The sequence below is a fragment of the Halomonas dongshanensis genome, from assembly GCF_024790395.1.
Classification (GTDB): domain Bacteria; phylum Pseudomonadota; class Gammaproteobacteria; order Pseudomonadales; family Halomonadaceae; genus Vreelandella; species Vreelandella dongshanensis.
This window is the reverse complement of the sequence record NZ_JAJISC010000004.1, coordinates 129,236-148,111: the sequence shown is the minus strand read 5'-3', so window position 1 is coordinate 148,111 and position 18,876 is coordinate 129,236. Positions and strand designations below refer to the sequence as shown.

Sequence of the window (18,876 nt, the reverse complement as noted above, 5' to 3'; positions counted from 1 at the left end):
CATCGCTCAAGCCCCTTTGGCTAGTGGATCGTCTAGACTCGTGGCAAGGTAGTGCCCTAGACCACTGTTTTAGCGAGTTCGACGATGTCACTCTACGATACCGATTGCCGTACCCACCTGGGGGAACCCTTCAACCTGCAGGCATTGAACGGGCAGGTGCTGCTGATCGTCAACGTCGCCAGCAAGTGCGGCTTCACGCCGCAGCTCGAAGAGCTCGAACGCCTCTATCAGCGCTACCGCGATCAGGGGCTTACGGTGCTCGGTTTTCCCTGCAACCAGTTCGGTAAGCAGTCGCCAGAGAGCGCGGCGGTGTTTTGCGAATTCGGCGAAAAACGCCACGGCGTCACCTTCCCGCTGATGGAGAAGGTCGATGTCAACGGCAAGCATGCCCATCCGCTGTTCGTGAGGCTCAAGCGCGAAGCGCCTGGCCTTCTGGGCACGCGCTTCATCAAGTGGAATTTCACCAAATTCATCGTCGGCCGTGACGGTCGCGTCGTGGCCCGCTTCGGCCCCCGCGAGCACGGTCGGCCCCTGCGCGAGGCGCTCGAACGCGCCCTGGAGAGCGTTTAACCCATGCCTTCTGCGCTGCACCCCTGGAATCTATCACCCACCGATGCCGTCGCCCTGCAGTACGAGTTGGCCAAGCAGATACGCCTTGAGTGCACGCCCGCCATGGCCAGGGCTGGTATAGGTAGGATTGCCGGGGTGGATATCGGCTTCGAGGATGGTGGCGAAACCACCCGCGCCGCCGTGGTCGTGCTGGCTTGGCAGCCGGGCACCACCGAGCATCTGCAGGTCATCGAGCAGGTGGTGCACCGCGAGCCTACGCGCATGCCCTATATTCCGGGGCTGCTCTCCTATCGCGAGGTGCCCGCAGCGCTAGGCGCCTTTGCCAAGCTTAGCCGCTATCCCGATCTGGTCATGGTGGATGGCCAGGGCATCGCCCATCCAAGGCGCATCGGCGTGGCCTCGCACCTGGGGCTGTGGCTTGAGCTACCCACCATCGGCATCGCTAAATCGCGGCTATGCGGGCGCTTCGAGCCGGTCGGCGAGGCGCGCCTCTCTACCAGTGAACTGACCCATCGCGGGGAGACGATTGGCGTGGTGCTGCGCTCGCGCGAGAAGGTCAAGCCGGTGTTCGTCTCCCCAGGGCACTTGATCGATCAGGCCAGCGCGCTCGACTGGGTGATCCGCTGCCTGCACAAAACCAAGCTCCCTGAGCCCACGCGCATGGCTGACCGCTTGGCCTCTCGGCGCGACCGACCCAAGACCGCTGGCTGAGTGTCACCAGTTGAAACTTGCTACAGCAGCGTAACGAAACGCGCCAATAGTCCGGTGGCTTCGGGGGTAGCGCGTACGCCGTCGATCAGCGCCTGTACGTCTTCGCCCTGTTCGGCCAGGGCGTCGCGCTGATGCGCTAGGTAGCAGCCCATCACGCCTGCCCCAAACTCCGGATGAAACTGCACGCTCCACTGGCGCGGCCCGTAGCGTAACGCCTGATGCGGGTCGTGGGCGTTGTAGGCCAGCACCTCGGCGCCGGTAGGCGCTTGGAGCACCGCCTGGGCATGGGTGAGGTTGGCGGCAAAGGTAGTGGGAAGGGCGCCAAAAAGGGCGTCTTCCTGGCCCTCGCGGGTCAAGTTCAGCTCGAAAGTGCCCGACTCGCGGCCTGCCGGGTGGTAGTCGCTCACACCGCCGAAAGCGGCGGCCATTAGCTGGTGGCCGTAGCACACGCCGAGCAGGGCGATGTCGCGCCGTTTGGCCTCGCGCAGCCACGGCTTGAGGGCTTCGCTCCAGGGTTCGGCGTCGCTGACCATGCTATGCGAGCCGGTGATGACGATGGCATCGATGCCATCGAGCGTGGGCGCTGCCTGGTGGCGTGCATCCCACACGCTGACGGTTGCCTTGGGCGCTGCCGCCTCGAGCGGGGCGCGAAAGAGGGCATCGAAATCGCCATATTGGCTGACGACGTCGGCAAAGGCGTCGCCGGTTTTAACGATCAGAACGAAAGGCATGGCATACTCGTGTGGCATTGAACTCGTATCGAGAGAGCGGGGAAAACCCCGAGCACATATAGCATTTAAGGAGATTTCATGCAGCAGATTACCCGCGGTGGCGAACCCATGGACGTGGCCGGTCAACTTCCCGCTGCTGGCGACAAGGCCCCGGCGCTGACCCTGACGAATCAGCTTCTCGAAGACGTGACGCTTGCCGACTACGCTGGCAAACGCAAAGTCCTCAACATCATCCCTAGCGTCGATACCCCGACCTGCGCCACTTCGACGCGGCGCTTCAACGAGATCGCCTCAACGCTGGCGGATACCGTGGTGCTGGTGGTCTCGGCCGACCTGCCGTTTGCCGCCAAGCGCTTCTGCGGCGCCGAGGGGCTGGATAACGTGGATACGCTATCTACCTTCCGCCACCCCGAATTTCTCGACGCCTGGGGCGTGGCGCTAACCAACAGCAACATGCAGGGGCTTTGCGCCCGCGCCGTCGTAGTGCTCGACGCCGACGACCGCGTGCTGCATAGCGAGCTGGTCGCCGAACTCAAAGACGAACCCAACTACGCCGCCGCGCTAAAAGCCCTGGGCGCCTAAGGCGTCTTCATACGTTTCTTCGATGCCGCGACCAGCGCGCGAAACAGGCGCTGCTGAGGACGATTGAAAATCAGCCATTCGGGGTGCCACTGCACCCCGATAACGAAATCGTGCTCCTTCGATTCGATTCCCTGCACCAGCCCGTCGCGGTCGCGCGCGACGATCTCGATGCCGCGTCCGGCGCGGTTCACCGCCTGATGGTGGAGGCTGTTGACCCGACACCAGGAACCCCCCAGCAGGCGATTGAGTTTGCTCGCCCCGACGATATCCACGGTCTTGCGCGGCAGCACCGTGCGCCGCCGCTTGAGGCCTTGGTGAGTGGTGTAGATATCGGGGTCGAGGGTGCCGCCAAGGTGGACGTTGATAAGCTGGGCGCCACGGCAGATACCGAGCACGGGCGTGCCGAGGGGCAAAAAGCGTCCGAGCAGGGCAAGTTCCAGCTCGTCGCGCTCGGGGTCCAGGCGCACATCGAGCTGCACTTCGCCGCCGTAGAGGTGTGCCTGAATATCGTCACCGCCGCCGATGATCAAACCATCGAGACGCTCGGGCAGCGCCCGCGAAGGGGAGAGGCGCAGCGGGCGACCGCCGTGCCGCCAGACTGCGAACCAGTCGAAGCACCAGGCGATCTGGCTTTTGTAATCCGACGTGGTGATGCCTATGAGGGGGCGTGACATGGGCAAGCCTGTGTTTTAAATCCGGTTTTGCATGAGTCAGTCGATGGCACGTCTTGGATCAAACGCGCGCGCGTCGGCTTAGCCGCGCCTTCAAACGCTGCCACCAGGGCTTGGTATGCTCGGCAACGAAATCGGCGCAGCGTGCTTTAAGAGCGTCGTCGTCAAAAGCGAGCTTTTCCACTTCTACCCAGCGGTTCCACTCCATTAGTGCGCCCCAATTGGGGTGCGAGAGCTGGGCGTTGGGCAGACGGTAATGAAAGGTAGGGCGCGGCTTGGTCAAGCCATCGTGCAGCAATGCATTGGGGTGCGAAGGGCTCAAATAGCGAAACAGTGGCAACAAATCGAGCTCGCGGTTGCGCGTGGGGTTGAAGCGCAGGTAGTCATCGATCAGTGTGTCGAGGTCTGGCGCGTAGCGGGCGTCGAGTACCTTGAGCGCGTACTCCTTGGCAAAGGGGTTGGCGTGGGGCAACACCTCGCGGGTGATGTCGACGTTGATCTCCTTGCGAAGCCAAGGGGCCAGCAGCAGATAGGCGCGTAGCATCGCCAAGAGGTAGGTAACGCTCTGATCGGCGATTTCGACGTTGAGGTGCAGGCCAAAACCGTAGAGCAGGCTGGCATCGGTGCCTTTGGCGCCGTGAGTGTGAAGGGCCTCGAATAGCGCGTCCAGACGTTCGAGCTCGTCCCAGGGTACCGGCGGGCAGATGATTTCGGTTGGCACGAGCCCGGTCACCATATCGCCGATCAGCTCACGGGTCTTGGCGTGAAGCTCCAGGCGGCGCTTGGGTGGCGTGCCACTTGCCTCGACGTTGTCGAGCAGGCCGGGGTCGGGGTGGGCGTACTGGGTATCGAGCTCGATGCCGAACGTGCCCCAGCGGGTGTCGGTCACCAGCAAGCGGTGCGGGCTGACGGTCGTGATCTCGCCATCGAACAGCCGGGCGACGAGTGCGGCGGTGTCACGCGCCGCGAGCCCGGCAAACTCGACCTCGACGCCGACGCAGCGAGGCTTACCATTCAGGTTGTTGCGTAGCGGGGGAGCTTGCAGCGTCATCTCAAATCCTTGTGAGGTGAACGTTTGGACTCACCCGCCTATCATAGACAGGCAACCATACTGAGGATAGACCCTGTAGCGCGGCCCGCGCTGCGCACATTCATCATTGGCAGGAGTAAGGCGTGCAACAGCAGTGGAGGGGCAGAACAGGCGAGCGTAGCGTCTGGAGCGCATGGAGGAGAGGTTCGGTCATACTCGTAGGGCTGGTCATAACGGCGTTGGCGAGCCTTGTGTTTTCGCTGACGGCGCAGGCGCAGTCGATCCCGCTGCCGAGCCTGACGGGCAGCGATAGTAGCGACGAGAGCGCCGAGGTCAGCGGTGACGACTTTCAGCGCTCGCTTGCCGACGTCATCGCCATGCTCGAAAACGAAGAGCGTCGCACCGAACTCGTCGACGCATTGAAAGAGCTGCAGGTGAGCGCCGATGCCACCCAGGACGAGACGATCGGCCGCCAGGGCCTGCTGGGTGCGCTGGCGGATACTTTCACCGATCTTGGCGAGCAGGCTCAGGGCGGTGGCTCACCGCTGGACGAGTGGTCTCGCCAGCTCCATCAGGCTGGCGACGAACTGCGTGCGCTGAGCGACGATGCCGCCCAAGGCGCGGTGCTGCATGCCATCGCCGATGCTGCCGTGCTCGGCGCTATCTGGATTGGGCTTTTGGTGATCATGGTCGCCGCCGGCCGTCTTCTTGCCAAGCGGCGTGGCTGGCCGCTGGACTTGCCCCGTGACCCCAAGGCGTGGCTGCTGGCCGCGCACTTTTTGCGCCGTATGCTGCCCTGGACGCTGGCCTTTGCGCTGACGCTGGGCATTGCTCAATTGCTTACCTCCAACCCCGGGCGGGCGCTGGTCTTGGTCATAGCCTACGTGTGCCTGTGCGGCCGGGCGCTGTCGGTGGTCTTCGAGACCGTCACCGCCTTCTTTAGCCGGGGGCACCGCTTCACCGCCGTGCAGCTGTTGCACCAGCAGGCGCTGCGTACGCTGTTCGTCATCGGCGCCTTGATCGCCTTGGGCGATGCGGTCAACTCCACCCGGCTGATCGAGCTCTTAGGCGTAGAGACGGCGGGGCTCGTGTCGGTGGTCGCCAACATGTTGGCGGCGCTGCTGTCGATTCGCTTCATCGTGCGCTTCAAGCGCCCGGTGCGTCATCTGATCACCAACCGGCCCTATCCTCAGCGGCGCGATGCCAACACCGCCACCGAAATGGCGCGCACCCTGGGGGGCATGTGGCACGTTCCGGCATTGTTGATCGTTGGCGGCTCGCTCCTGGCGATCTTCATTACCGTGGGCGACGTGGGCACTGCGCTTGCGCGCTCGATCGTCTCCGCCAGCCTGCTGATCTTGACCCTGGTGCTGACTGGGCTCCTGCGCCGTCAGGCCGAGCGGTTGACCAAGCGGCGCCACCGCCACCGCTTCAGCCAGTACCGTAAGCGTCTGGAGCGCTTTGGTTTCGTCCTTACCTATATGTTCACCTGGCTGTTGTTTGCCGAGCTCTCGATGCAGGTGTGGGGCGGGTCGCTGTTCGGCATCGGTCATGAAGGAGTTGCTAGCGCGCGCATCGGGCAGGCGCTGGTCAGCCTGGGCGGCACCGTGCTGTTTGCTTGGCTGGTGTGGATCTTTGCCGATACGGCGCTGCAGCGCGCGCTTACCTCATCGACGCGCTCACGCGGGCGGCGGGTCAACCAGGCGCGCGCCCAGACCATCACGCCGATGATTCGTAACGTCATCTTCGTCGCCATTTTGATCATTGCCGGTATCGCGGGGCTTGCCAACTTGGGCGTCAACGTCACGCCGCTGCTGGCCGGTGCCGGGGTGATCGGTCTGGCCATCGGTTTCGGTGCCCAGACGCTGGTGCAGGATTTGATCACCGGCATCTTCATCCTCATCGAGGACTCCTTGGCGGTGGACGACTTCGTGCAGATCAATAACCACATGGGCACGGTCGAGGGACTGACGCTGCGCACCGTGCGCCTGCGCGATCTCGATGGCGTGCTGCACATCATCACCTTCAGCCGCATCGATTCGATCCACAACATGTCGCGCCAGTTCGGTATCGCCCTGATGCGTATTCGTATCCCTTACAGCATGAAGATTGACGATGCCATCACGCTGATGCAGGAGACCGCCCAGGAGCTGCGCAAGGACCCGATGATGCGCCACTACATCTGGTCGCCGCTCGAGATGCAGGGCATTCAGTCCTTCGAGGATGGCTGCCCGATTTTGCGGATGCGCTTTCGCACAGCGCCAGAGATGCAGTGGGACGTCTCGCGGGCGTTCAACCTGCTGCTCAAACAGCGCATGGAAGCTCAAGAGATCGACCTTGGCGTGCCGCGTTTGAGCGTCAGTATGGAAGCAAGCTCCGAAACCCGGCGCGGCGAAAACAGCGGCAGCGACTTCGATCTGGCGCCCAATAACGCGGGTAGCGACGCCCAGAGCGCGCCCGGTGAGCACTCGCCCGAGCCGCCGCGCCCGGCACCAAGGCCTACACCCGCCGAGCGAATGATGGATAAACGCCATACCCAGGCGGCGTCAGGGCGCAGGCAGCCGCAAGCCCAGGGCGAGCCCCAGCACGAGGCCTACGCCAGCCGCCAAAACGGCGATGGCGATGAGTAGCCAAGGGCCGCGCAAGCGCTGCCAGCGGTTGTAGAGCGTCACCGCCTCGTCGAGCCGCGCGAAGAGCGCATCGTGGCGCGAGCGCACGCTATCGGGAGGCGGTGAAAAATCATTGGCCACGTCGCCCTGCCAATGGGCGCCGTGGACGAGCCCAAGGCGCGCGCGCAGTTGCCCGACATCGCTTACCGTGGCGTGCAGGACATCGAAGCGCTCGCGGTGCGCGGGAATGGAAAGCGTTGCCTCGGCGTCGCGGCGAAGCGCGCTATTGGGACAGCGCGCCAGTGCCTCGCGCAGGGCTGCGTCGTCGGCGTTGGGGCTGAGGGCAAGGCGGCGGTAGAGATCGCGCATGGCAGCTTCCTGAGAGTAGGGCGGTCAAAGTGTCTGCATAAGATAGTCGTAGGCGCTCTTGATGCGCTGAAAGCGCGCCGACGCAAGCGCTACCTGATGCTCGCTTGCCGCGTAAAAGCGGTCAGGATGGTTCGACTGCGCCAGGCGGCGGTAGGCCTGGCGCACCTCCTGCTTGCTCACGCCTGGCGTGAGCCCGAGCACGGCCAGCGCCCGAGTGGTACGGTCGGGCGCTGGCCGTGATTGCTCCTGGCGGCGGTGATCGCGGCTTTGATGAGAAGAGCGCCGACGCGCCTGCTCTTCGTCTCGCCGCTGCTGCTCTTCACGGCGGCGCTGCTCTTCGCGCTCTTGGGCCTTAGCCTGCTCCTGCTGGCGCTTCTCTCGGGCCTTCGCGGCGTCGCTCTCGGCTCGCTCGCGCTGGGCGCGCGCCTCTTCTTCGGCCTTGTGGGCATAGTACTTGGCATAGTACTTGGCAGGGTCTAGGCGGCGCCAGTAGCGCTCCTGGCTCGGGTCGTCCGGCGCCTTCAATGCCTGGCCGGTCAGCTGCAGAAAGAGGGCAGTAAAGGTCATCGGCGCTACGCTGAGAAGATCGGCGAGAAAGCGCAGGATATAGTGGTTGGCAAGCGATAGCTCACCGTCGTCGGTCGCCACGGCGATGGCCTGATGCAAAATCCCCAAGCAGCGCTTGGCAGAGCACTTGGCGCGAACGATTTCAGCGGCGAGCTGGATGGCGTCTAGATTTGCCTCGCGGGCGATCTGCATGACCGGGCTCAGCGTATGGCCGTGGCGAAAATCGGCGCTGACCTGCGCCAGGCGCCGACGCCTTTGGCCTTCGGAGACGTGCTGACGATGTGCCAGCACCCAGGCCAGCAACAGCAGCACAGCCGAGTCCACGGGGCTACGGCTTTGCAGCAGTATGCGTTCGAAGGCGGAAAATGGGGCAGCGGGCATTCCCTGGCTCCCAGCATGGAGAAGACGATGAGCGTAAACAGAGACGGGCAATGGTCGCCCGTGCCCCCAAGGATGGCAAGGAGGAAGACGAGGCCTTGATCAACGTCGAGCGCAAGAACAGTGTCCAACTGCGGTTGACCCGGCGGTTGAAGGAGGAGACGTCGCATACGATGGATGTCTATCTCTTCGTGCCCGGAGAGCTTGGGCTGAGTACCCATCTCATCTCGGAAGAGGCGTTTTTTCACAGTGCGCTGCACGTCACCCGCACCTACTACAGCGACCAGTACCATCTGCCGCTGGTGCATAGCCGTCTGGCCAGCCGTAACCGCCTGGGCAGCGACTCCTACCGCCTGAGCCTGAGCCTCTACGCCTACCAGTACGTGATCGGTTTGGAGCATACGACCCAAGCAATTCTTGCTGATGCGCGCTTGCTGCGCTCCGAGCGCAGCGAGGAGTTCAGCGATGAGGAGAACGAAAAAATCGCCGCGCTGCACACCCAGCTAGAGGAGATGAGCGAGCTCAGCGAAGGGATCCTCAAGCGCCTTAGGCGCAACGAGCCCAGCGACGAGTCGCTGTATAAATACTTCGCCAATATCGACAACTACCTCTCCTGGTTCACCGAGCAGCAGCTACTTGCGCTGGTGGCGCATCTGCCTCGTGGCGACACCTTCAACGCCGAGCGTAAGCGCTTCATCGAGGTCTGCGAGCGCGAAACCGAGTACCGCCGCGAGCGCCAGTACAACGCTGCCCGGGTCATGGCCGACCCCACACGCATGTCCAACAAGATGCGTCTTTTGCGGCGGCTGATCGAATACCCCATCACCTTGAAGCAGGAGTCGCTAGAGCTTGGCAACATGGAGCAAAAAGCGGTCAAGGCCCTGGCTACCGCCGTGGTGATGACCTTCGTTACCTTGGGCGTTTTGCGCTTGCGCCAGGTGGTGGGCGACGTCACCGCCATCTTCGTGCTGGCCATGGCGCTGCTCTACGCCATGCGCGAGGTGTTCAAGGATGATCTGCGCAACACCCTATGGCGCTGGCTGCGCAAAGGGCGGCCCAAATGGCGGCGCCAGTACGAAGACCCTACCCGCAAGGTGATGGTCGGCCGTCAGCTCGAATGGTTCGAGTACAAGCGCTACGCCGCGCTGCCCGCAGACATTCAAAAGCTTCGCCACCGCACCGTGGCCCAGCGCGAAGAGGTGGTGCTGCACTACCGTTCGAGTTCGCGAATGTCGCCCACGCGCTTTCTCAGCGGCTACGAACATACCCGTGAGACGCTAACGCTCGATCTCTCCCTGCTTACGCGGCTGATGAGCAAAGGCAAGCACCACATCTACCGCCTCAAGGAGGGCCAGGCCGTGCGCGAAGGCGTCGAGCGTCGCCACCTGTTCAACCTCGTGATTCGCGAAACTGGCAGCGAAGATACCCCGCATCTTGCGCGCTGGAAAGTGGTCGTCAGCCGCTCGGGCATCGTCGACGTCGAGAAGATTGAAACGAAGACGCCCTAACGCGGCGGAACAAAAACGCCCGCGGGGAAATCCCTGCGGGCGAGTTCGATGCTACCAGATGCTTTACGCTATTTAGCTTGAGAGCGCGGCGAGGGCGGTTTCCAGCTTCTCGACGCTGCGCTGGGTGTGGTGCAGTTTGTCGAGGCCGAACAGGCCAATGCGGAAGGTTTGGAAATCGTCACCTTCGTCGCACATTAGTGGCACGCCGCCTGCGACCTGAACGCCCGCCTGGGCGAGCTTGCCGACCATGGCCGCATCGGCGGTGTAGCTGACCACCACGCCCGGCGCCTCGAAGCCTTCGGCGGCAACGCTCTTGAAGCCGTGGCGCGCGAGCATGGCGCGCACTGCGGTGCCGAGCTCGATCTGCTCCTGTTTGACCTTGGCAAAGCCGTAGTCGCGCGTCTCCTGCATGATGTTGCGCAGGTGACGCAGGGCGTCGGTGGGCATGGTGGCGTGGTAGGCGTGGCCGCCGTTTTCATAAGCCTGCATGATGCCGTGCCACTTGGCCAAATCGCAGGCGAAGCTGTTGCTCTGCGTCGCGTTCAGGCGCTCGACGGCGCGCTCGGAGAGCATCACCATGGCGCAGCAGGGCTGGCCACTCCAACCTTTTTGCGGTGCGCTCACCACCACATCGACGTTGAGGTCCTGCATGTCGACCCAGAGCGTGCCTGCGGCGATGGCATCGAGAACGAAAAGCCCGCCCACCTCGCGGGTGGCGCTGGCCACTTCGCGGATGTAGTCATCGGGTAGCAGCACGCCCGCCGAGGTTTCCACCTGTGGGGCGAACACCACGGCGGGCTTTTCGGCGCGAATGCGGGCGGCCACTTCGCTGGCAGGTACCGGCGCGAAGGGCGCGGTGGCGTCAGCGGGCTCTTCACGACGCGCCTTGAGCGCGGTGTGGTCCGGCGTCAGGCGGCCCATCTCGATGATCTGGGTCCAGCGGTAGCTGAACCAGCCGTTACGAATCACCATCACCTTCTGATCGAGAGCGAACTGACGCGCCACCGATTCCATGCCGAAGGTGCCGCTGCCGGGCACGATCGCCGTGGCGTGGGCGTTGTACACCTCTTTCAGCGTGGTGGAGATGTCGCGCATCACCTGCTGGAAGCGCTGGGACATGTGATTCAGCGAACGGTCGGTATAGACCACCGAGTATTCGAGCAGACCGTTAGGGTCGACGTCGGGCAGTAGCGCCGCCATGGCGTTCTCCTTGTGTTCTTTGAAGCCGAAGCGGCTAGAGGACGATTAGCGCTTGGGCAGATTCTCCGGCCCGAAGGCATCAGGCAGAAGGGAGGCCATAGTGTACTCCTTGAGCACCTCGCCTTGGTGCGAGAGAACGAAAATTCGTGTCTCGGGCGTGGCGAACTCGCGAATGCGCTGGCGGCAGTCGCCGCAGGGCGTGCACAGGTGCTCGCCGGGTCCCATGACGTAGACCTTGCTCAACTCGCGTTGGCCAGCGGTCACCATGGCGGCAATTGCCGAGGCTTCGGCGCAGAGCCCTTTGTAGTGGGCCACCTCGACGTTGCAGCCAACGAACTGGCTGCCGTCCGGGGTCTCCATGATGGAGGCGACCGGATGATCGGAGTAGGGCACGTAGGCCTTGCCCAAGGTGGTCAACAGGGTGTCGACCAGTACCTGATCCGCTTGGCTCATGGCGTTGTCCTCTTAGTTAGCTCGCGCTCAAGCGTTGGCCGCATCGTCGCGCAGCACGGTGTCTAGCGCGATGGTCATCATGTCGTTGAAGGTGGTTTGGCGGTCGGCGCTTGAGAGCGAGTCGCCTTTGAGGATGTGGTCAGACACGGTGCAGATGGTCAGCGCACGCGCGCCGAACTCGGCAGCCACACCGTACAAACCGGCGGCTTCCATCTCGACGCCGACGATACCGTAGCGCTTCATCAGCTCGGTCATCTCGGTTTGCGGGTTGTAAAACAGATCCGCTGAGAAGATGTTGCCTACTTTGACCGGCACCTTCTGCGCCTTGGCCGCTGCCACGGCGTGGAAGGCGAGGTCGAAGTCGGCGATGGCGGCAAAGTCGTGGTCGTTGAAGCGCATGCGGTTGACCTTCGAGTCGGTGCTGGCGCCCATACCGATGACCACATCACGCACGTTGACGTCATCGCGCACCGCCCCGCAGGAGCCCACGCGGATCAGCGTCTTGACGTCGTAGTCGGTGATCAACTCCTTGGCGTAGATGGAGACCGACGGAATGCCCATGCCATGGCCCATCACCGATATTTCGCGGCCCTTGTAGTGGCCGGTGTAGCCGAACATATTGCGCACGTCGTTGACCTGACGCACGTCCTCAAGATAGGTGTCGGCGATGTACTTGGCGCGCAGCGGGTCGCCCGGCATCAGAACGGTATCGGCGAAATCGCCCTTGGCGGCGTTGATATGCGGTGTGGCCATCTCTGGCTCTCCTCGTATTTGGGCCGCCCTAATGGGGCGGCGGGTGGAGCGGCGATAGTCAGGTTAGCGGTTAGGCAGCGCTGGGCAAGAAGCTTTTGCCGTCGTCCATGGCGTTCAGGTCAAAGTAGCTCGCCAGCGTCTGGCCGATATCGGCGAAGGTCTCGCGATGGCCAAGCGGGCCAGGAGCGAAACCGGCGCCGCGCACCATGATGGGCACGTACTCGCGGGTGTGTTCGGTGCCGTGCCAGCTGGGGTCGCAGCCGTGATCTGCGGTGAGCAGCAGCAAGTCGTCATCGTCAAGCGCGGTGAGAAGCTCGGGCAGACGCGCATCGAAGTGTTCGAGCGCGGCGGCGTAACCGGCGACGTCGCGGCGGTGACCGTAGACCGAATCGAAGTCGACGAAGTTGGTCATGATCAGCGTCGGGCGTTCGCTGTTGTCGCTGGCGGTGCGCGCGACTTCCGCCAAGGTGGCGTCCATCAGCGCATCGTGGCCGCTTGCCTTGACCTTGTGGGTGATACCGCAGTGGGCATAGATGTCGGCGATCTTACCGATCGAGACCACCTCGCCACCGGCGTCGTGCAGCTTTTGCAGCACCGTCGGGGTCGGCGGTTCGATGCTGTAGTCGCGGCGGTTGCCGGTACGCGCGAAGCTCGTGGCATCGTCACCGACGAAGGGGCGGGCGATGACGCGGCCGATGTTATAGGGCTCGAGCAGCTCGCGCACCGTTTCGCACAGCGCGTAAAGGCGCTCGAGACCGAAGTGCTCTTCATGAGCGGCGATCTGAAACACCGAATCCGCCGAGGTGTAGACGATCGGTTTACCGCTTTTGACGTGCTCATCCCCCAGACGGGCGATGATCTCGGTGCCGGAGGCGTGGCAGTTGCCCAGCACGCCCGGCAGCGCGGCCTTCTCGACGATGGCGTCAAGCAGCTCAGGCGGAAAGCTTGCCGTTTTATCGCTGAAATAGCCCCAGTCGAAGCGTACCGGAACACCGGCGATCTCCCAGTGGCCCGAGGGGGTATCCTTGCCGCTGGAGACTTCCTGGGCGTGAGCGTAGGCGCCGGTAAGCGTGGCAGGCAGGTCCACGCCCTCGGCGACGCTGCCGGTGGCATCGCGATGGGCGTGGAACAGGCCCAGGCTCGCCATGTTGGGAAGCCTGAGGGGGCCTTGGCGGTTGGCGTTATCGGCGTCGCCGCGCGCGCAGGCGGCGGCGATGTGGCCGAGCGTATCGGCGCCGCTATCGCCAAAGGCCTCGGCGTCGGCGGCAGCGCCGATACCAAAGGAGTCGAGTACCAGCACGATGGCTCGTTTCATAGCGTTATCCTCCCGGTGGGCGCTGCTCAGAGCGCCTCGCCACGATAGGTGTGTTGCAGCAGGACATCGAGGGTGGCCTCGCCGTCACCAATGGTCATGGCGCTGCGCAGCTGCTCGGCGGCACGCTCGGCCTCGGCCTCGGTGCGGGCGTGGACGAAGGCCAGCGGCTGTTCGCCATCGACTTTGGTGCCGAGTTCGACGATGTCGCTAAAGCCGACGCTATGGTCGATGTTGGCGTCATTGCGCAGACGGCCGCCGCCAAGCTCGACGACGCTCATACCCACGGCGCGGGTATCGATACGCTGCACGGTGCCGCTCGCTGTTGGATACACCGGCTTGATTACGGCGGCTTTAGCGAGGTAGTCGTTCGAGCGCTCCATGAAGTCGCTCGGGCCGCCCAGCTCGCGCACCATGCGGGCGAAGATTTCGGCAGCCGCGCCCGAAGTGAGCGCCTTGTCGAGACGGCTCAGGGACTCGTCGCGGTTGGCAACGAGCTTGCCTGCAATGAGCATTTCGACGGCGAGTTCGCGAGTGACCTGCATCACGCGGCTGTCGGCGCGCTCGCCGCGCAGAAGCGCTAGCGTTTCGACGATCTCCACGGCGTTACCGGCGCAGTTGGCCAGCGGCTGGCTCATGTCGGTCAGAAGCGCGGTGGTCGGCGTGCCCGCTTGGGTCGCGACCGAAGCGATGCTCTTGGCAAGCTCGTGAGATTTTTCTTCGCTGGGCATGAAGGCGCCACTGCCGACCTTGACGTCCATCACCAGCGCATCCAGGCCCGAAGCGAGCTTCTTGCCCAGGATCGAGGCGGTGATCAGCGGGATCGATTCGACCGTCGCGGTCACGTCGCGCACGCCGTAGATACGCTTGTCTGCCGGGGCGAGGTTACCGGTCTGGCCGATGATCGCTACCCCGGTGGATTTGACCACCTGGCCAAAGCGCTCGGGCGCAGGGTAGGGGTCGTAGCCGGGAATCGATTCGAGCTTATCCAGAGTGCCGCCGGTGTGGCCAAGGCCGCGCCCGGAGATCATCGGCACGAAGGCGCCGCAGGCGGCAACCCAGGGGCCGAGCACGAGCGACACGAGATCGCCCACGCCGCCGGTGGAGTGCTTGTCGACGATGGGGCCGGGCAGATTCAGCGCGTCCCACTGCATGACGTGACCGGAATCTCTTGTTGCGGTGGTCAGCGCCACGACTTCCTCGCGGCTCATGCCGTTGAGGAATACGGCCATGGTGAAGGCGCCGATTTGGGCATCGCTGATGCGATCATCGGCGATACCCTGAATGAACGCCTTGATTTCACTGGCGGGGAGCGGCTGGCCTTCGCGCTTGAGGCGGATCAGTTCCTGGGGAAGCATCTCAATAATCTCCTTGGCTGACGCCGCCGTCGGCGCCAAGTGTTTCGAGCAGGTTGCCGAGCAGGCTAGAAGCGCCAAAGCGGAAGCGCTCGGCGGTGGCCCAGCCAGGGCCCATGACGTCGTCGGCAAGCGTCAAGTAAGCATCGGCTTCGGCGGCGTTGCGTACGCCTCCGGCGGCCTTGAAGCCTACCGGCTTACCGCTGGCCTTGATGGCGTTGAGCATGATCTCGGCGGCGTCGAGGGTTGCGTTGACCGCCACTTTTCCGGTCGAGGTCTTGATGAAGTCGGCGCCGCCCTCGATGGCAAGCTCGCTGGCACGTTGGATGAGCGCAGGCGTTGCGAGTTCACCGGACTCGATGATCACCTTGAGCAGGGCCTGACCGCCGCAGGCGGCCTTACACAGCTCGACGAGTTCGAGGCCGAGCGCTTCATCGCCCGCCATTAGCGCGCGGTAGGGGAAGACCACATCGACTTCATCGGCGCCAGAGGCCACCGCTTCGCGGGTTTCGCGCGCGGCGGCCATGGGGTCGTCGCCGCCTCCCGGGAAGTTGGTCACGGTGGCGATCTTGACCGTGCCGTTGAGGTTGTGCGCGGTCAAGGCGCGGCGCGCGGTGACCACGAACTGCGGGTAGACGCATACCGCTGCGGGGGTGCCAAAGGGTGTTTTGGCGCGCTGGCAGAGCGCTTCGATGGCGGCATCGGTATCGTCATCGTTCAGGCTGGTGAGATCCATCAGCGTCAGCGCGCGCTGTGCGGCTTGGGTGAGAGTCGTCTGGCGGGATGTGCTCATTGGCGTCTCGTCCTGGTTCTCTGGTAACGGTTCTGATTGCTTTCAATCTTGCTAATGCGAGCGGGTATCGCTCAGGCGATACCCGCTGGGTCGTTCTATTCGTCGATTATCGCTCAGCCTGCGGCGGCGCCCAGGGCAATGAAGAAGCCCGCGATAGAGGCCGACATCAAATTGGAGAGCGTACCCGCCAACACGGCCTTGAGGCCGAAACGGGCGATCTCGGCGCGGCGGGTAGGAGCGATGCTGCCAAGGCCACCAAGCAGAATGGCGATGGAGGAGAGGTTGGCGAAACCACACAGGGCGAAGGAGAGAATCGCCATGGTGTGCGGCGTCATCAACTGACCGGTCGCGGCCACCACCTGCTCGCCATCGATGTAGGGGGCGAGGTTGATGAAGGCAACGAACTCGTTGACCACGATTTTCTGGCCGATGAACGAGCCCGCAAGGGTTGCTTCCGACCAGGGCACGCCGAGCAAAAACGCCAGCGGTGCGAAGAGCCAGCCAAGGATCATTTCCAGGCTCAGCGACTCATAGCCCAGCCAGCCGCCAACGCCGCCCAAGATGCCGTTGATCAACGCGATCAAAGCAATGAAGGCCAACAGCATGGCGCCGACGTTGGCAGCGAGCATCAGGCCGGAGGTTGCGCCTGAGGCCGCGGCATCGAGCACGTTGGTCGGCTTGTCGTCCTGCTCTTTGAGCTCCTCGTCGACCTTGCTGATGCTATCTTCGGGGTCTTGGGTTTCGGGCATGATCAGCTTGGCGAACAAGAGCCCGCCAGGAGCTGCCATGAAGGACGCCGCCACCAAATACTCCATGGGAATGCCGAGAGCGGCGTAGCCAGCCAGCACCGAGCCTGCCACTGAGGCAAGTCCGCCGCACATGACGGCGAAGAGCTGCGAAGGGGTCATGCGTGCGATGAAGGGGCGCACCACCAAGGGCGCTTCGGTCTGGCCGACGAAGATGTTGGCCGTGGCCGAAAGCGACTCGGTACGCGACGTGCCCAGCGCTTTTTGCAGCGCGCCGCCGAGAATACGGATCACCCACTGCATGATGCCGAGGTAGTAGAGTACGGCGATCAATGACGAGAAGAAGATGATCACCGGCAACACCTTGATGGCGAAGACAAAGCCGATGTTATCGGCGTCGGCCAAGCCGCCAAAGAGGAAGTCGATACCGTCGTTGGCATAGACCAGAATCTGGCTTACGCCGCCGGAGATGGCCTGGAGAATGGCCTGACCCACGGGCACGTAGAGAACGAAGGCACCAATACCCGCCTGAATGGCGAAGGCACCCAGCACGGTGCGAAGGCGAATGGCCTTACGGTCGTAGGAGAAGAGGAGGGCGATGGCGACCAGAGTGACCATGCCGACCAGGCTCATAAGGAGTGTCATATGGGGATCCTTTGAGTCGTCTGCAAACGTGCGGTTACAGGAAGTTGAGCTTGACCGAGTAGATCACGGCGTTCTGGTAGACGTTGGGCGCCCCCAGCTTGTTGTTCGAGTAGCGGTACTGAACCCCGGTGGTGATCAAATCGACCGGGTGCCACCAAAGCCCGAGTGCGCCGTTGGTACCCAGGCTGCCTGCGCTTTCGCCAACGTAGTTCTGTGCTAGGTAGTCGTCGTCGCGACTGAAGGTTTGCTCGTGCCAGTTGGTGACGCTGAAGTTTTGGTCGAAGGCGGTGAAGTCGTAACCTGCTACCCAGCCCGCCATGTAGCCGTTCATGCCAGTATAGCCGTCGCTCTGTACCCGTGCTGCGCCGAGGAAGGGCTTGAACCATAGACCGTTGGCGAAGGTTGTGCGATAACCAAGGCCCAGTACCTGGTCCTGTTCGCGGCTATCGAAGCCGTAATCGCGAAAATCGTAAAGGTGGGCGTAGACCGAGAAGGGGGTATCGCCGAGGTAGATGTGCGAGGTCACTTTACCGGCGGTACGGAAATTGTCCTGGCCGCCGCTGCCTTCATCGAACTGATCGTGCGTAGGGTTCTCGAAGTCGAAGAAGCCGTAGAACTCGCCCCAACTGAACCCGGCGCCGCCTTCGATCTCGACGTAGGTAAAATCGCTCTTCGCTGCATTGTTAGCGGTGCGGGCTTCGGTGCCGCTGGACCAGTCGAGGTAGTTGACCGAGACATTACCAAAAGACCAAAGCGGTCCGTCGGCGTGGGCAGCATCGGCCAGCAGCAAACAGGCGCCCAGTGCGGCAAGCGCCGGGGTATAGGAAAGCGTACGAGTGTTCATAGAGCCTCGGTGGGGGGTAAGAGTGCGCGGAGGTATCGTCATGCGGGCTGGCCGTGCGATGTTAGAATTATAACATCGAGTGTTATTTTTTTAACGCCGATTTGCAAGCGTTGGCGCAAGAGTTCAATCAAGCGTTTGAGCTGGGCTGCTGATCAGGCATGCCGACATGTCTCGTCGTTTGGCGATTAATCGTTAGCTAACAAGGAGAAAGCCAACATGCAGGGCCGAAGTTCGCTGCGCTTGGCAACGATCGAAGATGCGCTGATAAGGCAGGGAACGCTGCGCCTACGTGACGCCGCCGCTCTATGCGGCGTATCTGAGATGACCATTCGCCGCGATGTGACGACGCACGCTGGCCCCATCCGACTGCTCGGAGGCTGCCTGATTTTGAACCAACCCGCCATGCCCTCGCCTTATGACCTGAACGAGCAGCAGAGTACCCATCACCAAGCCAAGCGCAAGCTTTGCGCACGCGTGGCAAGCGTCATCGAGGAGGGCGATACCCTATTCATCGACTGCGGCACGACACTCATGCCGCTAATAAGCGAGCTGGATGTCTTTGCCGAGCTGACGGTAGTGACCTATGCGCTCAACGTCGCCAATGCGATTGCACGCCTGCCAAGGGTTCGGCTGGTGCTTCTGGGCGGACTTTACTACGCCTCGTCGCAGTCTTTTGGCAGCGACACCATGAGCGATGCGATCCAGCGACTGGGTATCAACAAAGCGCTGATCTCGGCGGCGGGCGTCGATATGCAGCGCGGCGTCAGTTGCTTTCATTTCCACGAAGTAGGCCCCAAGCAGGCGGCCATGAAGGCAGCGCAAAGGCGGTTGCTCGTCGTCGATGCCAGTAAGTTCAACGTCGTGCGGCCAGCGTACTTCGCCACCCTGGATGATTTCGACGTCGTGGTTACCGACGAGCCGCGCCTTGGTGATTGGTTGCCCTGCGGCCAGGGACCGGCTCCTGAGCTTGTCTTGCTCTAGATCATGTTGATGTAAATCGTTGGCAAAGCGTTGGATTGGTGTAAGCGCTAGTATACGGGGCGTAAATG

The 18,876-nt window shown here is 63.0% G+C and carries 19 protein-coding genes; 6 read left to right on the top strand and 13 right to left on the bottom strand.

What is annotated here, in order from left to right; genetic code table 11:
* The first annotated feature begins 84 nt into the window (after nucleotides 1–84).
* The gene (locus LLY24_RS09785) at nucleotides 85–570 is read left to right on the top strand and encodes a glutathione peroxidase (RefSeq protein ID WP_259036110.1); all 486 of its coding nucleotides are present in this window, start codon (nucleotides 85–87) and stop codon (nucleotides 568–570) included.
* A gap of 3 nt (nucleotides 571–573) precedes the next feature.
* On the top strand, nucleotides 574–1,281 hold the full coding sequence (gene nfi, locus LLY24_RS09780; protein WP_259036109.1) for a deoxyribonuclease V: 708 nt from the start codon (nucleotides 574–576) through the stop codon (nucleotides 1,279–1,281).
* Between the two features lie 20 nt (nucleotides 1,282–1,301).
* Here nfi and LLY24_RS09775 read toward each other — a convergent pair whose 3' ends face one another.
* Complete coding sequence (locus LLY24_RS09775; RefSeq protein ID WP_259036108.1) at nucleotides 1,302–2,012, bottom strand: glutamine amidotransferase; 711 nt, start codon at nucleotides 2,010–2,012, stop codon at nucleotides 1,302–1,304.
* Nucleotides 2,013–2,090: 78 nt separating this feature from the next.
* Between LLY24_RS09775 and tpx the strand changes: the two genes are divergently transcribed.
* Nucleotides 2,091–2,594 carry a thiol peroxidase gene (gene tpx, locus LLY24_RS09770; protein ID WP_259036107.1) on the top strand — a complete coding sequence of 168 codons (504 nt, stop codon included), beginning with the start codon at nucleotides 2,091–2,093 and terminating at the stop codon, nucleotides 2,592–2,594.
* Here tpx and LLY24_RS09765 read toward each other — a convergent pair.
* Both LLY24_RS09765 and LLY24_RS09760 read right to left on the bottom strand, forming a co-directional pair.
* Entirely contained in the window at nucleotides 2,591–3,268 is a 678-nt protein-coding gene (locus LLY24_RS09765) for a gamma-glutamyl-gamma-aminobutyrate hydrolase family protein (RefSeq protein ID WP_259036106.1), read from the bottom strand. The two genes, tpx and LLY24_RS09765, sit on opposite strands and share 4 nt — an antisense overlap.
* A gap of 58 nt (nucleotides 3,269–3,326) precedes the next feature.
* Entirely contained in the window at nucleotides 3,327–4,316 is a 990-nt protein-coding gene (locus LLY24_RS09760) for an amidoligase family protein (RefSeq protein WP_259036105.1), read from the bottom strand.
* Nucleotides 4,317–4,546: 230 nt separating this feature from the next.
* On the opposite strand from LLY24_RS09760, the gene LLY24_RS09755 reads away from it, so the two are divergent.
* The gene (locus tag LLY24_RS09755) at nucleotides 4,547–6,925 is read left to right on the top strand and encodes a mechanosensitive ion channel domain-containing protein (protein ID WP_259036104.1); all 2,379 of its coding nucleotides are present in this window, start codon (nucleotides 4,547–4,549) and stop codon (nucleotides 6,923–6,925) included.
* On the opposite strand, the gene LLY24_RS09750 is transcribed toward LLY24_RS09755, so the two are convergent.
* Both LLY24_RS09750 and LLY24_RS09745 read right to left on the bottom strand, forming a co-directional pair.
* Nucleotides 6,842–7,273, bottom strand: a complete 432-nt coding sequence (locus LLY24_RS09750; RefSeq protein ID WP_259036103.1) for a hypothetical protein — start codon at nucleotides 7,271–7,273, stop codon at nucleotides 6,842–6,844. The two genes, LLY24_RS09755 and LLY24_RS09750, sit on opposite strands and share 84 nt — an antisense overlap.
* A 24-nt stretch (nucleotides 7,274–7,297) precedes the next feature.
* The gene (locus LLY24_RS09745) at nucleotides 7,298–8,221 is read right to left on the bottom strand and encodes a J domain-containing protein (protein ID WP_259036102.1); all 924 of its coding nucleotides are present in this window, start codon (nucleotides 8,219–8,221) and stop codon (nucleotides 7,298–7,300) included.
* 95 nt (nucleotides 8,222–8,316) lie between these two features.
* Here LLY24_RS09745 and LLY24_RS09740 point away from each other — a divergent pair, with 95 nt between their 5' ends.
* Nucleotides 8,317–9,726, top strand: coding sequence for a hypothetical protein (locus tag LLY24_RS09740; protein ID WP_259036363.1), 1,410 nt, complete (start codon nucleotides 8,317–8,319; stop codon nucleotides 9,724–9,726).
* 72 nt (nucleotides 9,727–9,798) lie between these two features.
* Here LLY24_RS09740 and LLY24_RS09735 read toward each other — a convergent pair whose 3' ends face one another.
* From LLY24_RS09735 to LLY24_RS09700, 8 genes are all read right to left on the bottom strand, one after another.
* Complete coding sequence (locus LLY24_RS09735; protein ID WP_259036101.1) at nucleotides 9,799–10,926, bottom strand: aminotransferase class V-fold PLP-dependent enzyme; 1,128 nt, start codon at nucleotides 10,924–10,926, stop codon at nucleotides 9,799–9,801.
* Nucleotides 10,927–10,971: 45 nt separating this feature from the next.
* Entirely contained in the window at nucleotides 10,972–11,379 is a 408-nt protein-coding gene (cdd, locus tag LLY24_RS09730) for a cytidine deaminase (RefSeq protein ID WP_259036100.1), read from the bottom strand.
* Between the two features lie 27 nt (nucleotides 11,380–11,406).
* On the bottom strand, nucleotides 11,407–12,132 hold the full coding sequence (deoD, locus tag LLY24_RS09725) for a purine-nucleoside phosphorylase (RefSeq protein WP_259036099.1): 726 nt from the start codon (nucleotides 12,130–12,132) through the stop codon (nucleotides 11,407–11,409).
* Between the two features lie 70 nt (nucleotides 12,133–12,202).
* Complete coding sequence (locus tag LLY24_RS09720) at nucleotides 12,203–13,447, bottom strand: phosphopentomutase (RefSeq protein WP_259036098.1); 1,245 nt, start codon at nucleotides 13,445–13,447, stop codon at nucleotides 12,203–12,205.
* Between the two features lie 26 nt (nucleotides 13,448–13,473).
* Nucleotides 13,474–14,802 carry a thymidine phosphorylase gene (gene deoA, locus LLY24_RS09715; RefSeq protein ID WP_259036097.1) on the bottom strand — a complete coding sequence of 443 codons (1,329 nt, stop codon included), beginning with the start codon at nucleotides 14,800–14,802 and terminating at the stop codon, nucleotides 13,474–13,476.
* Nucleotide 14,803: 1 nt separating this feature from the next.
* Nucleotides 14,804–15,592: a deoxyribose-phosphate aldolase gene (deoC, locus tag LLY24_RS09710; protein ID WP_259036096.1), complete on the bottom strand. Its 789-nt coding sequence runs from the start codon at nucleotides 15,590–15,592 to the stop codon at nucleotides 14,804–14,806.
* A 113-nt stretch (nucleotides 15,593–15,705) separates the two neighbouring features.
* A complete protein-coding gene (locus tag LLY24_RS09705) occupies nucleotides 15,706–16,983 on the bottom strand; it encodes a NupC/NupG family nucleoside CNT transporter (RefSeq protein WP_259036095.1) in 1,278 nt (425 codons plus the stop codon).
* Between the two features lie 34 nt (nucleotides 16,984–17,017).
* Nucleotides 17,018–17,827: an outer membrane protein OmpK gene (locus LLY24_RS09700; RefSeq protein WP_259036094.1), complete on the bottom strand. Its 810-nt coding sequence runs from the start codon at nucleotides 17,825–17,827 to the stop codon at nucleotides 17,018–17,020.
* 216 nt (nucleotides 17,828–18,043) lie between these two features.
* On the opposite strand from LLY24_RS09700, the gene LLY24_RS09695 reads away from it, so the two are divergent.
* Nucleotides 18,044–18,808: a DeoR/GlpR family DNA-binding transcription regulator gene (locus LLY24_RS09695; protein ID WP_259036093.1), complete on the top strand. Its 765-nt coding sequence runs from the start codon at nucleotides 18,044–18,046 to the stop codon at nucleotides 18,806–18,808.
* The last annotated feature ends 68 nt before the right edge of the window (nucleotides 18,809–18,876 follow it).

Bases quoted from the DNA above. Each gene is read 5' to 3' on its own strand.
- LLY24_RS09775 (WP_259036108.1), bottom strand. From the start codon at position 2,012: ATGCCTTTCGTTCTGATCGTTAAAACCGGCGACGCCTTTGCCGACGTC.
- LLY24_RS09705 (WP_259036095.1), bottom strand. From the start codon at position 16,983: ATGACACTCCTTATGAGCCTGGTCGGCATGGTCACTCTGGTCGCCATC.
- LLY24_RS09735 (WP_259036101.1), bottom strand. From the start codon at position 10,926: ATGGCGGCGCTACTGCCCGACGTCGACCCTAACGGTCTGCTCGAATAC.
- LLY24_RS09750 (WP_259036103.1), bottom strand. From the start codon at position 7,273: ATGCGCGATCTCTACCGCCGCCTTGCCCTCAGCCCCAACGCCGACGAC.
- LLY24_RS09760 (WP_259036105.1), bottom strand. From the start codon at position 4,316: ATGACGCTGCAAGCTCCCCCGCTACGCAACAACCTGAATGGTAAGCCT.
- LLY24_RS09785 (WP_259036110.1), top strand. From the start codon at position 85: ATGTCACTCTACGATACCGATTGCCGTACCCACCTGGGGGAACCCTTC.
- LLY24_RS09700 (WP_259036094.1), bottom strand. From the start codon at position 17,827: ATGAACACTCGTACGCTTTCCTATACCCCGGCGCTTGCCGCACTGGGC.
- LLY24_RS09765 (WP_259036106.1), bottom strand. From the start codon at position 3,268: ATGTCACGCCCCCTCATAGGCATCACCACGTCGGATTACAAAAGCCAG.
- deoC (WP_259036096.1), bottom strand. From the start codon at position 15,592: ATGAGCACATCCCGCCAGACGACTCTCACCCAAGCCGCACAGCGCGCG.
- LLY24_RS09745 (WP_259036102.1), bottom strand. From the start codon at position 8,221: ATGCCCGCTGCCCCATTTTCCGCCTTCGAACGCATACTGCTGCAAAGC.
- tpx (WP_259036107.1), top strand. From the start codon at position 2,091: ATGCAGCAGATTACCCGCGGTGGCGAACCCATGGACGTGGCCGGTCAA.
- deoA (WP_259036097.1), bottom strand. From the start codon at position 14,802: ATGCTTCCCCAGGAACTGATCCGCCTCAAGCGCGAAGGCCAGCCGCTC.
- LLY24_RS09695 (WP_259036093.1), top strand. From the start codon at position 18,044: ATGCAGGGCCGAAGTTCGCTGCGCTTGGCAACGATCGAAGATGCGCTG.
- LLY24_RS09720 (WP_259036098.1), bottom strand. From the start codon at position 13,447: ATGAAACGAGCCATCGTGCTGGTACTCGACTCCTTTGGTATCGGCGCT.
- cdd (WP_259036100.1), bottom strand. From the start codon at position 11,379: ATGAGCCAAGCGGATCAGGTACTGGTCGACACCCTGTTGACCACCTTG.
- deoD (WP_259036099.1), bottom strand. From the start codon at position 12,132: ATGGCCACACCGCATATCAACGCCGCCAAGGGCGATTTCGCCGATACC.
- nfi (WP_259036109.1), top strand. From the start codon at position 574: ATGCCTTCTGCGCTGCACCCCTGGAATCTATCACCCACCGATGCCGTC.